The organism is Enterovirga rhinocerotis (genome assembly GCF_004363955.1).
GTDB classification, from domain to species: Bacteria; Pseudomonadota; Alphaproteobacteria; order Rhizobiales; family Beijerinckiaceae; genus Enterovirga; species Enterovirga rhinocerotis.
The window spans coordinates 233,819-245,878 of record NZ_SNZR01000017.1 but is presented as its reverse complement, the minus strand read 5'-3'; the positions used below and the strand labels follow the sequence as shown (position 1 = coordinate 245,878).

Sequence of the window (12,060 nt, the reverse complement as noted above, 5' to 3'; positions counted from 1 at the left end):
GACCGTCGATGTCGCGGTCGATCTTCCGGTCTCGAATGCCGAGACCCAGCCCCGGCCCGACAAGCCGATCTTCCTGACGGTCAAGCCCGACCTGAGCCTCGCCCTCGGCCAGGACGACGTGCCGCGCGCGAGCCTGCGCTCGCTGCTCGACGGGCAGACGGGGGGCGACCGCCAGCAGCGCGTCTTCGTGCGCGCGGACGGCGCGGTGCCCTATCGCGAGCTGATGGGCGTGATGAACCTCCTGCGGCAGGCGGGTTATCTCAAGATCGGCCTGGTCGGGCTCGAGGAGACCGGCCAGGCGGGCGGTCCATCTCCGACCGCGCGGCCATGATCGACTGGCGCGATCCCGACGGCCGGCCGCAGCGGAGCCTCACCGCGAGGGCCGCCCTGCGCTGGGGCCTCGCCGCGGCGACCGTCGTCTCGGTCCATGCCGGCGGCGTCTGGGCGGCCTTGCACTGGGGGCCGCACGAGGTCGCGGCGGGCGATCCGCCCGCACCCGTCATGATCGAGCTCGCGCCCCTCGCCGTCGCGCCCGACCTGCCCGAGACCGACGTCACGCCCGGGCCCGAGATGGCCGCGGCCGAGCCCCGCCCAGCGCCGGAGAAGCCGACCGAGGAGCCGAAGCCCGAGCCGGATCCCGAACCCGCCCCGCCCGACCCCGAGCCGCTGGTCGCCGAGCTCGAGGAGCCGACCCCGCGCGAGCCGGAGCCCGAGATCAAGATTCCGGACCTGCCGCCGATCCCGGATGCCGCGGCGGTCCTCTCTCCGCCGCCGGCGAGGCGCAGCCCCGAGCGCCCCGTCGAGCGCGTCAAGAAGGTCCAGCGCAAGACCCCGTCCAAGGCCCAGCAGCGCAGCGCCCGCCAGACGACCGCCCCGCCGACGGCCCAGGCCGAGCGCGCCAACCGATCCGCCGCACCGAGCGCCGGGGCCGCCCAGGCTCCCTCCGTCTCCCCCGCGACCTGGCGCGGCAGCCTGATGGCCCATCTCAACCGGCACAAGCGCGCCCCCGCCGGAGCCTCGACCGGCACCGCCCAGGTCGCCTTCACCATCGACCGCGCGGGACGCGTCCTGTCCGCGCGCCTCATCGGCTCCTCCGGAGATCCCCGCCTCGATGCCGAGGCCGCCTCCCTGCCGAGACGCGCAAGCCCCGTCCCCCCGCCCCCCGCCGGCATCGGAGGAGGAACCGTCCCCCTCACCGTCCCCATCCGGTTCAACAGGTAGAAACGGGCCGATCCGGGTCGCGGCGTCCTCGGCTCCCGATTCAGGGCGGGAGGTTCACGAGCCGGCGCCGCCCGCGAGCTGCCGGGCCGGCGTGCAGGGCCTTGCCTTCGTCTGCAGGAACCGCCGAAAGGCGTGAGCCGGCATGGGCCTGCCGAACAGATATCCCTGTGCCTCCGGACATCCGTTCGTCTTGAGAAAATCGAGCTGCGCCTCGGTTTCCACGCCCTCCGCGATCACATCCATCCCGAAGCTGTCCCCGAGATAGAGGATCGCCTTCACGATCGCTGCGTCCTCGGAATTCACGTGGACGTCCCGCACGAAGGTGCGGTCGATCTTCAGGCGCGAGAAGGGATAGCGCTTCAGCAGGCTCAGCGACGCGAAGCCGGTTCCGTAATCGTCGAGTGCGAGCCCGACCCCGAGGTCGCGCAGGTCGCGGAAGAGGCGCTCGGTCGCACGGTCGTTCCGAAGGAAGATGTTCTCGACGATCTCGAGCTCGAGGGCACGCGCCGGTAGGCCGGAGAGGGAGAGCGCCTTCGCGACCGCCAGCGGCAGGTGTTCGGAACGGAACTGCGCCTCGAAGAGGTTCACGGCGATCCGGAAATCGGGGGCGAGCGCGCGCCATTCGGCAGCCTGCCGGCAGGCCGCCTGCAGGATCCAGTCACCGACCTCGGCCGCGGAGGGCTTGCGCTCCAGGACGTCGATGAACGAGGCGGGGGTCAGCAGCCCCCTGGCGGGATGGTTCCAGCGCAGGAGCGCTTCCGCGCCCGTGAGCCGCCGGTCGGCGGTCGCGATCTGAGGCTGGTAGAACAGCTCGAACTCGCCGTTCTCGAAGGCGTGTTTCAACTCCTTCTCGAAGGCGCGCCGGGCGACGGCCACCTCTCTCAGGGCCGGGGCGAAGATCTCGAAGCTGCCCTTTCCGGCGGCCTTGCTCCGATAGAGCGCGAGGTCGGCGGCGCCCAGCAGCTCCTCCGGATTGCGGCTGTGCTGGGGTGCCAGAGCGATGCCGATGCTGACGCCGACGTCGATCCGCTTCCCGGAGAACTCGTAGGGCGCGGAGATCGACGCGATCAGCATCTCCGCCATGGCTTCGGCCCGGCGCGCGTCGTTGCCATCGAAAAGGACGACGAACTCGTCGCCGCCGAGCCGTGCGACCTTGATCGCGTCGTGGCAGGCCGCTTTCAGGCGGAGCGCCACCTCCTTCAGAACGGTATCGCCCGCCGAATGCCCGAGCGTGTCGTTGATGTCCTTGAAGCCGTCGAGATCGAGCGAGAAGACCGTCAGCGGCTTCGCCGCGCCCAACGCTTCCTTCAGGCATTCGCGCCAGGCGCCCCGATTGGGCAGGTCGGTCAAGGCGTCGAGCGAGGCCAGCCGGTAGAGCCGCTCTTCGTTGTGCCGGCGCTCCGTGACGTCGCGGACGATCGCCCCGACGCTCCATGTGTTGCCTTCCTTCCAGGTCGATAGCGAGAACTCGGCCGGAAACTCGCTGCCGTCCTTGCGCAGGCCCGATAACTCGACCGTGCGGTCCGCGAGTTCCATCTTCTCGCCCTGGCGGAGCCGTTCGAGTTCGGATTCGTAGATCTGGCGCCAGCTCTCGGGAACGATGATCTCGCCGGAATTCTCGAGCATCTCCTCGGCCGAATAGCCGAAGAGGCGCTCGGCGGAGCGGTTCCAGAACGTCACGTCGCCTTCCGCGTTCGAGCAGATGATCGCGTCGGGCGAGGTGGCGGCGATGTTCTCGAAGCGGACCTGGCTCGTCGAGCGCACATGATCGAGCCGGCGCATTTCCATCCGGTCCATGACGAGAGCGGCGACATCGCCGAGATTCCTCCGGTCCTCCTCGGAGAAGGTCGAGCGTGGCTTGCTGTCGATCAGGCAGACCGTGCCGATCTTCCCGCCGCCCGGAGCGACCAGCGGCTTGCCGGCATAGAAGCGGATGAAGGGCGGCCCGAGCACCAGCGGATTGGCGGCGAACCGGGGGTCCTTGGCGGCGTCCGGGATCACGAGGACATCGTCCTGCATGATCGCGTGCGCGCAGAACGAAATCTCGCGGCTCGTCTCGCAGAGATCGAGCCCGATATGCGACTTGAAGAACTGCCGGCTCCGCTCGATCAGCGACACCAGCACGATCGGAACGTCGAACAGACTGGAGGCCAAGCGGGCCAGGCGGTCGAATTCTTCGTCCGGTCGCGTGTCGACAAGACGATACTCCTCCAGCGCGTTCAGCCGATCCTGTTCGTCATGCGGCAGAGGATAGGACTTCGACAATTGAGCTGCTCGCCAGTGCCCGGGCGCTTGGATGCGTCTCAAGCGCCCGAACAGAGGTAACGCCTGAAACGCGGGACGGTCTAACGAATGTTCGGATTCCCCCGTGTTTCATTATCCGTGCCTTAATAATGGATGAGCCGAGCGGACGTGGTGCCGCTGGGGAGGGGTTCCCGCCGCCCGGGGGAATGGGCGGCGGGGCCGTGTGTCGATGCGGCGGATCAGACGAAGGTGAACTCCGCATGGGCGGTCAGTTGGGCGAGCGTCATGCCCTTCACGAGGAGCGAATCTCCCGACCCGCCTCCCGCCGCCGTGATGAGGACATCCCGGCCGCTGACGGTGAAGGTCAGATCGTCCATGCTGTCGGCCACGCCGGAGAAGTCGAGCACAAGCTCGCCACGTCCGCCATTATGAAGCGTGTCGCGGCCGAAGCCCGCCGATTCGAAATGGAGCGTGGTCCGGCCTGTCGAGGCATAGTAGACGTCGTTGCCTCTCCCTCCCGTGACGTCGATGTCGCCGTCGGACATCATGATCCGGTCGGCCGACCGCGATCCGATGATCGTCACCTCCTGCCCCGGCGCGCTTCGCGCCGAGATTTCGCCCGGCGTCTGTGCGAGCAGCGAGAAGTCGACCGTCGCGTTCTGCTCGATGAGGTAGCGCTCGACGTTGATGACGTCGCCCGTCCGGAAGACGATGTCGCTGTTTCCTCTGACGATCACCGTATCCGTGCCGGTCCCGCCATCGACCTTGGTGCCGGTCTCGTGCACGACCAGCCGGTCGTCGCCGCCCATCCCGAACAGGATGTCTTTGCCGCCGCGGCCGTCGAGCAGGTTGTTGCCCTCGTTGCCGACGAGTTCGTTGACGAACTCGTTGCCGCGAAGGTTCAGAGCCTGGGTGCCCGTCGAAGGCGAGATCACGACCTTTTCGATCTCCTGTCGCGCTTCCAAGACGTAGCTCACGGTCGTCCAGACCGTGTCGTAGCCGCCGCCGACCGATTCGAGGACGCGATCCCTGACATTGTCGACCCGATAGCCGTCGTCGCCGCCATAGCCCCACATCACGTCGGCCCCGCCGCCTCCGTCGAGGACGTTGGCGCCGTCGTTGCCGCGAAGGGTGTTCGCGAACTCGTTCCCCGTCAGGCGGAGTTCCGCCGTGCCGCGGGCGTCGAGAGCCTGGAGCCGCTCGATGTGCTGGCCGGCCGCGAGGGTGTAGCTGCCGACCGACAGGACCGTGTCGGTTCCCTCGCCGGCGGCCTCGATGACGATGTCGGAGGCCGAGTCGACGATGTAGATGTCGTTGCCGGCCCCGCCCCTCATCGTGTCGATGCCGCTGCCGCCGTCGAGCCGGTCGTTGCCGCCGCCGCCATAGAGCGTGTCGTCGCCGTCGCCGCCGAAGATGCGGTCGTCGCCGTTGCCGCCCCTGAGGGTATCGGCATTGACGCTTCCGCGGATCACGTCGGCCTTGGCGAAGGCGAGTTCGCTGAGGTTGGGGGTGCGGTCCGTGTTCAGATTGGCGTAGGATCCGCCGGTCGGGCCTTGCGGATTGATCAGAAGCGAGAGCACGTTCAGGAGAAGGTCGACGAGGGGGATGTTGCCTCGGGTGCCGAAGTCGACCTCGAATTCCTCGCCCCGGTAATTCGCGAGCTGGGTGCTGCCGGAACTGACCTTGATACTGTCGTAGTGACCGGACACGCCGACCGACCCGATGAGCAGCCCTCGGTCGTATCGGACCTCCCACTCGCCCGAATAGACATAGGTGAGGCCGTCCTTCACGAAGGACAGGTCACGATACACGATGGTCTGGGTCTGCCCCAGGCCCGGGCTGCCGCTGCGGCTGAGCTCGACGCCGAGCTTCAGATTTTCGGCTCCCCGGAGATTGTTGACCCATAGGTTCTGCAGGTCGAACCCATTCGGTGTAACGACATTCGCGACCGCCATTTCTTCCTCCACTATCGATTGTGGCGCCGTTGTGCAGTCGTTCGAAGATCAAATGCACAATAAGCGCATCGACAGTGAGGCTGTCATCTCAATTGCTAAGGCCCGGTTAATGCGTAAAAGTGCAGGTTGTAGTTGGTAGAAACCAGACATAATGATGCCTTGCCGGATTTGATAAATATTGTCTCATTGTGAGTATTGCCGCATCGGAAAGATGTGTTTGCGGATGGCGATAGCCGTCTCGTCGCCTCCGGTTGCAGCGGATCGCGCCGGTTCCTGAAGGGCGGTGACAAATGCGAAGTCGATCGTTCGTTCTGATATCGGGATGTTGATCATCCGACAACGATCTTGTCGGCTATCGACCATCAAGTCTCTCTCTTCAGCGTATCGGCTTGAGAAGGGGCTGCTGGGATCAGTCGAGTTTGACTGTCATTGTGCAGCCGAGCCGGCTCCTCCGTAAGGAGGACCGGCGGGGTGATCGGGCGCTAAAGAGAGCGCCAGTCCGTGACGCCGTCGAGTCTTGCCGCTTGCTCTGCGCCGGGCGCGACCGTCTATCCCGGCCGGGCCAAGACGCCGCCCGTCATGGGGCGCTCGACGCCGGTCGTCGTCGGGAAGGTGATCGGCTCTCCCGCGAGCGCGAGCACCGCGAGATAGGCGAAGGCCTGGGCTTCGAGGAAGGCGGATGACCAGCCGACGGCGTCGGCGGTCGCGATCTCGACGCGCAGATGATGCTTGAGCAGCCGCATCAATTCGCCGTTGCGGGCGCCGCCACCGGCGACGATCCAGCGCGTCGGCGTTTCGCGGGCATGGTCGACGGCGCGGGCCGTCGCCTGCGCCGTGAAGGCGGTGAGGGTCGCGGCGCCGTCTTCGGTCGAGAGCTGGCCGGCGAGCCTGTGCGAGAACCAGTTCCGGTCGAGCGATTTCGGCGGCTTCTGCACGAAGAAGGGATGCATCAGGAGCCAGGCGAGAAGCGCCCCGTCCGGCCGGCCTCGCGCCGCGGTCCGGCCGCCATCGTCGAGCGCGCGGCCGGTGCGGTCCCGCATCCAGTCGTCGATCAGCGCGTTGCCGGGGCCGGTGTCGAAGGCGAGAAGCCGCCCCTCGTCGCCGATCAGCGTGACGTTCGCGACCCCGCCGATATTGAGGATGGCGAGCGGCGCCTCGAAGCCCGACGCTTCCGCCAGGGCGCGGTGGAAGACGGGAACGAGGGGCGCACCCTGGCCGCCCGCCGCGACATCGGCCGCGCGGAGATCGTAGACGACCGGGATTCCGAGACGCGAGGCCAGCGCCTGCCCGTCGCCGATCTGCACGGTGATGCCCTCGGCGGGACGGTGCAGCACGGTCTGGCCATGGAAGCCGACCACCTCGATCGCGTCGGCGTCGAGACCTTCGGCCGCGAGGAAGGCCTCGACCGCCTCGGCATGGGCCCGCGTGATCAGCGCTTCCGCCTCGCCGAGGCAGCCCGGACGCTCGGCGCGTTCGGTGATGGCCTCGGCATCGGCGAGCGCCTGGCGCAGCAGCGCGCGCTCCGCCTCCGAATAGGGCCGGTAGCCCGTCGGTCCCAGCGGCTCGACATGGCCGTTGCCGCCGCTCCGGACGCGCAGGCTGGTTCCGTCCGTCTCGATCAGCGCGACGTCGATGCCGTCCATCGAGGTCCCGCTCATCAGGCCGATCGCAAGTCCCATCGCCCCGAATCTCCGCCGAATCCTGGATTTGCCGCAGGAAGCTGTTACAGGCACCGCTCCGAACGCGAAACGAAGCTCATGTCAGCCCCGACCTCAGATTTCCTGCGCGTCCTCACCGAGCGCGGCTTCATCCACCAGACGTCGGATGCCGACGGCATCGACGCGCTCGCGATGTCCGGCGGCCTCACGACCTATGTCGGCTACGACTGCACGGCTCCCTCGCTCCATGTCGGCCACCTCCTGTCGATCATGATGCTGCACTGGCTGCAGCAGACGGGGGCCGGCCGGCCGATCGTCCTGATGGGCGGGGGCACGACGCGGGTCGGTGATCCCTCGGGTCGCGACGCGACGCGCCAGATCCTGACGCCGGAGCAGATCGACGCCAACAAGGCGGGCATCGGGAAGGTGTTCAGCCGCTTCCTGCGCTTCGGCGAGAGCGGTCACGACGCGCTGATGTCGGACAATGCCGAGTGGCTGCTCGCGCTCAACTACATCGACTTCCTGCGCGACGTCGGCCGCCACTTCTCGGTCAACCGCATGATGTCGATGGATTCGGTGCGGATGCGGCTCGAGCGGGATTACGAGCTCAGCTTCATCGAGTTCAACTACATGCTGCTCCAGTCCTACGATTTCGTGGAGCTGAACCGCCGCTACGGCGTGCGCATGCAGATGGGCGGCTCCGATCAATGGGGCAACATCGTCAACGGCATCGATCTCGGCCGCCGCATGGGCACCGCGCAGCTCTACGGGCTGACGGCCCCGCTCCTGACCACCTCCTCCGGGGCCAAGATGGGCAAGACGGCCGCCGGCGCCGTCTGGCTCGATCCCGGCCATCTCAGCCCCTACGATTACTGGCAGTACTGGCGGAACGCCGAGGATGCCGATGTCGGCCGCTTCCTGCGGCTCTTCACGACGCTGCCGATGGACGAGATCGCACGGCTCGAGGCCCTCGAGGGTCAGGAGATCAACGAGGCGAAGAAGGTCCTCGCCACCGCCGCGACCGCGCTCCTGCACGGCGCCGAGGCCGCCGCGCAGGCGAGCGAGACGGCGACCAGGACCTTCGAGCAGGGCCAGGCCGCCGACACGCTGCCCTCGGTCGACTGCCCGCGCGCCGACCTCGTCGCCGGGATCGCCATCGGCCCGGCGCTGGTCAAGGCGGGCCTCGTCGGCAGCAACGGCGAGGCGCGCCGCGCCATCGCGGGCGGCGCCATCGCGGTCAACGGCACCAAGGTCGCGGACGAGAAGCGGGTGATCGGCGAGGGTGATCTCACGCCCGACGGCACTGTCGTGCTCTCCTTCGGCAAGAAGCGGCACGTCCTCCTGCGCGCGGTGTGAGCCGGCCGCTTCCGGCGGCGCTCGTCAGCGGGCGCTTCGACGGCGGGGAGGCTGGACGGCGTTGGCCGCCGGGGAGGGGGCCGAGGCGTCGGGCTGGCCCTCGGTCTGCATCCAGCCGAAGAGCTTGCGCAGGATTCCGGGCGCGACGGCGGATAGCGGATTGACGGTGACGCTGGGATTGGTCAGCGCGCCGGCGACACGGAATTCGACCGCGATCAGCCCCTCGTTCCGGCCGCCTCCCAGGATGAGACCGACGACCGGGATCTGGCTGAAGGCGTTGTTGAGCATGTAGGCCGGCACGAAGGTGCCGGTGATGTCGAGCCGATCCCGCGCATGGTCGACGAAGCCGGAGAGGTTGAAGCCGACCTGCGGGCCGTAGATCACCGCGTCCGAGTAATCCATCCGCGCGCCCTGCCGCCGGAAGGCGGTGGTCAGGCGGTTGAAGGCGATCTGGTCGACCGCCTGCGAACGGGACGCCGTTCCGCCGCGCTCGTCGTTGGCCGAGGTGGCGGATTGCTGGGTCTGGGACACGATCCGCCGGAGGGCAGGCTCGCCCTGGAGGGCGAATTCGTCGATCGTGATCCGGCCCTCCTGGACGCCGTCGCCCGTCCGGGCGTCGACCGTGAGGCGTCCGGACGTCATGCGCCGGTAGAGATCGAGGAAGCGCAGCGTCGCGCCGGCATCGCCGGAGCGAAGGGCGAGGATCGGCGCTCCGGCATCGCGCTTGGCGAGCTGGGCCTCGACGGCGGCGCTGCGGAACCGGCCGGCGAACTGCAACGCCCGCAGGTCCCCGTCCCGGACGGAGCCCTTGGCCGAGACGTTCGTCATGGCCTCGTCGTTGAACCCGCTGAGGATGGTGCTCGAGAGATCGAGCTCGATGTCCTGGCTCTCGCGCGCCGCGGCACCCTTGGCCGGCGCCGCGTTGATCCATTTGAGGAATGGGCGCGCATCGATGTTGTTGCCCCGCACGACCAGCCGGTAGACACCGCCGCTGCGCTCGAGCTGGGCCTTCATGTCGTCGCCGGGCGACAAACGCAGGCTCGTGATGTCGGCGCGTTCGACGGCGCCGGTCTGCCCGAGGCCGAGAAGCCCGCGGATCTGCACGCTGCCGGATTCCACCTGAAGATCGCGCAGTTCCGTCACGCCGCCCGTCTCGGTCTTCGTGAAGCTGACGCGCCCGGGTCTGCCCGGCGCCTTCTGCCAACCGGGGAGAAGCCCGTCGATTCCCGCCCGCGCGAGATCGGCCTCGACGCGTGGCACTCCCTTCGCGCCGAGCGGAACGGCGACCTTCACTGCGACCGGCCCGGTGAGGACGGGCGCGACGGGCAGGCCCCGGCGCCCGCGCGCGGCCTCGTCCAGCGTCGCGGAGACGAGCAGCTCGCCGGTCCCCGTCCGGGGCAGGCGGAGGTCGAATGCAGTCGGCACGCCGCTCAGCCTGCCGTCCCCCTTGATCGTGAGAAGGCCGGCTTCGCGCGACACCGTGAAGGCTCCCGCCTCGAGCCGCTCCTTGCCGGGCAGCTTGTCGACGACGACGTCGGACAGATTGCCGGTGACGTCGATGGCAAGATCGGAGAGGGGAGGGATGGTTCCCGGGATCAGCGGCAGCGAGGCCTTCAGGTCGAGCCGACCCCGCACGGCGGCGGGGTCGATCTCCGGCAGGCCGGCTTCGGCGATGAGGGGCGAGCGCACGAAGGAGGCGAGCGCGTCGAGGCCGCCCTGGATGCGGAACCCGATGGTCGCGGCGCTGCCCGGCTGATGCAGCGTCGTGTGGAGATAGCTCGCGTCGGAGAAGGACAGGCGCCGGCCGTCGGGCATCGCGATCGCGCCGTCCTCGGCCTTCAGGGAGACGTGCGTTCCCGAGGTGGTTCCGGCGACGGTGAGATCCCGCAGCGGCGGCAGGCCGTCCACGACCGACAGGCCGATCCCGGATGCCGCAAAGCTCAGCGAGACGGATCGCTCCGTCATGGGCGCGTCGGAGAAGGCCGCCTTCATGTCCTGCGCGTCGAGCGCCGCGGACAGGGTCAGCTGCTCGACCGAGCCCGAGAGAAGCCTCTTGGCCAGATAGGCGCGCAGGTCGGGCGTGATCGTATCCGGCCAGAGCCGCACGAGGCGAAGGGCATCGGTGCCCTTCACGTCGAGCCGGCCGGACAGGATTTCCGTGGTCGAGTTGGGCGTGAAGCTGCCCGTCAGCGCCATGTCGACGCCTTCGCCCTTCAGCGCCAGCTTATCGAGCCTGATCGAGTCCTCGCCGACGAGTGCCTCCGCCTGCACCGAGCCGAGGCGGAAGGCGGGGTGCTGGGGGTCGAGGGCCGCCACGACGACGTCGCGGCCCGACAATCCGATCCGCCAGCGGCCGAGTTCCGCCAGGGCGACGGAGCCGTCGAGCACGACCCGTGTTCCCTCGCTCTGGACGGTCAGGGCCGGGATGGCGAGAACCCGGCTCGTCTCGTCCCACTGCACCTGCGCGGAGGCACCGTCGAGCCGGATGGGCGCGCTGCCCTTCCGGGCGATGGTCCCCGCCGAGCTGTGCAGGCGTCCCGAGAGATGATCGAGCCGGCCGCGCCCGAACGCGGTGGCCAGCGATGCGCTGATCTTGACGTCGGACGCGACGGGCACCTTCGAGAGGCCCGCCAGGAGCATGATGTCGGCGAGCGGGACACCCTCCGCCTCGATCGATGTCGGATGGCCCCTGCGCCCGCCGACCGTGCCGTGGACGTGCCAGTCGCCGCGCACCCCCTGGAGTTCCAGGTCGAAGCGTCGGTCGCCGCCTTCGACCTGTTCGAACACGGCGTTCACGCGCCGGAAGGCGACGCGTTCGCGGCCGTCATAGCCGAGCAGCGAGAGGTTCGCGTCGACGAGGCGGGCGCGGTCCAGCGCGCCGATCAGCCCCGAGGATTCCACCAGAGGACGGATGAGCGAGGCGACGGCGGTCGAGACGACGGAGGGCGCCTGCGCCTCGCCGGAAGCCGGCGTCGGCGGCACCGCGACGTCGGGCGCCGCGGCCTCGGGGGAAGCGGATCCCGTCGAGGGGGTCCCCTCGGGCAGCGGCGGAGCGGCGATGGCGGGGCCGTCGAGGGCGCTGGAGAAGGAGAGCGTCCCGTCCTTCGCGATCACGCCGCGAAGATGGACGTCGCGCAGTTCGATCTCGCGCGGCGAGACATGGCCGACGAGCAGGGAGAGCGGATTCAGGCTGACGAGCGCCCAGGGCGTGCGGACGACGGTGATGCCGACGGGGTTGCGGATCTCGAGCCCGCCCGCCCGCAGGGCCGGCTTGCCGCCGTACAGTTCGAGCACCGTTTCGTCGACCGTGACCCGCCACCCGGCGCCGAGGCGCGAGGTCAGCGCCTCTTCGAGCCGTCCCTTGTAATCCGCGAGGTTGAGAGGCGAGGCTGCGAGGCGCAGGTAGAACCCGCCCGCGGCGACCGCCACGATGACGAGGAGCCCGGCGAGGACATAGGCACAGCCCTGCACCGCGCGAAGGCCGGCCCGCCGGCGCTTCGGCCCCGACCGAGCGTCTCGACGTGGGAGCTTCGCCTTGATCCTCATTCAGCTCGCACAGATGAATGGCGGCGCGGGGCCGCGATTGGGTATAGGGGTGGCGGCGGCCCCGGGCGAGCCCCGGCATC

General features: G+C 68.9%; 7 protein-coding genes. 3 read left to right on the top strand and 4 right to left on the bottom strand.

Going from position 1 to position 12,060, the window contains the following annotated elements; all coding sequences use genetic code 11:
* Together EV668_RS23055 and EV668_RS23050 are read left to right on the top strand one after the other, a co-directional pair.
* Positions 1-331 (top strand): biopolymer transporter ExbD (locus EV668_RS23055; RefSeq protein WP_133774613.1); only part of this gene is annotated, 331 nt, incomplete at its 5' end.
* Positions 328-1,221: an energy transducer TonB family protein gene (locus tag EV668_RS23050; RefSeq protein ID WP_133774611.1), complete on the top strand. Its 894-nt coding sequence runs from the start codon at positions 328-330 to the stop codon at positions 1,219-1,221. The genes EV668_RS23055 and EV668_RS23050, both read left to right, overlap by 4 nt.
* Before the next feature lie 54 nt (positions 1,222-1,275).
* On the opposite strand, the gene EV668_RS23045 is transcribed toward EV668_RS23050, so the two are convergent.
* The 3 genes from EV668_RS23045 to EV668_RS23035 form a co-directional block, all read right to left on the bottom strand.
* Positions 1,276-3,486, bottom strand: a complete 2,211-nt coding sequence (locus EV668_RS23045) for a putative bifunctional diguanylate cyclase/phosphodiesterase (RefSeq protein ID WP_133774609.1) — start codon at positions 3,484-3,486, stop codon at positions 1,276-1,278.
* 218 nt (positions 3,487-3,704) lie between these two features.
* Complete coding sequence (locus EV668_RS23040) at positions 3,705-5,420, bottom strand: calcium-binding protein (protein WP_133774607.1); 1,716 nt, start codon at positions 5,418-5,420, stop codon at positions 3,705-3,707.
* Between the two features lie 548 nt (positions 5,421-5,968).
* Positions 5,969-7,099 (bottom strand): anhydro-N-acetylmuramic acid kinase, encoded by a 1,131-nt coding sequence (locus EV668_RS23035; RefSeq protein WP_133774605.1) that lies wholly within the window; start codon positions 7,097-7,099, stop codon positions 5,969-5,971.
* A gap of 78 nt (positions 7,100-7,177) precedes the next feature.
* Here EV668_RS23035 and tyrS point away from each other — a divergent pair, with 78 nt between their 5' ends.
* Positions 7,178-8,434, top strand: a complete 1,257-nt coding sequence (gene tyrS, locus EV668_RS23030) for a tyrosine--tRNA ligase (protein WP_133774603.1) — start codon at positions 7,178-7,180, stop codon at positions 8,432-8,434.
* 24 nt (positions 8,435-8,458) lie between these two features.
* On the opposite strand, the gene EV668_RS23025 is transcribed toward tyrS, so the two are convergent.
* The gene (locus tag EV668_RS23025) at positions 8,459-11,980 is read right to left on the bottom strand and encodes an AsmA-like C-terminal region-containing protein (RefSeq protein ID WP_133774601.1); all 3,522 of its coding nucleotides are present in this window, start codon (positions 11,978-11,980) and stop codon (positions 8,459-8,461) included.
* Between the last annotated feature and the right edge of the window lie 80 nt (positions 11,981-12,060).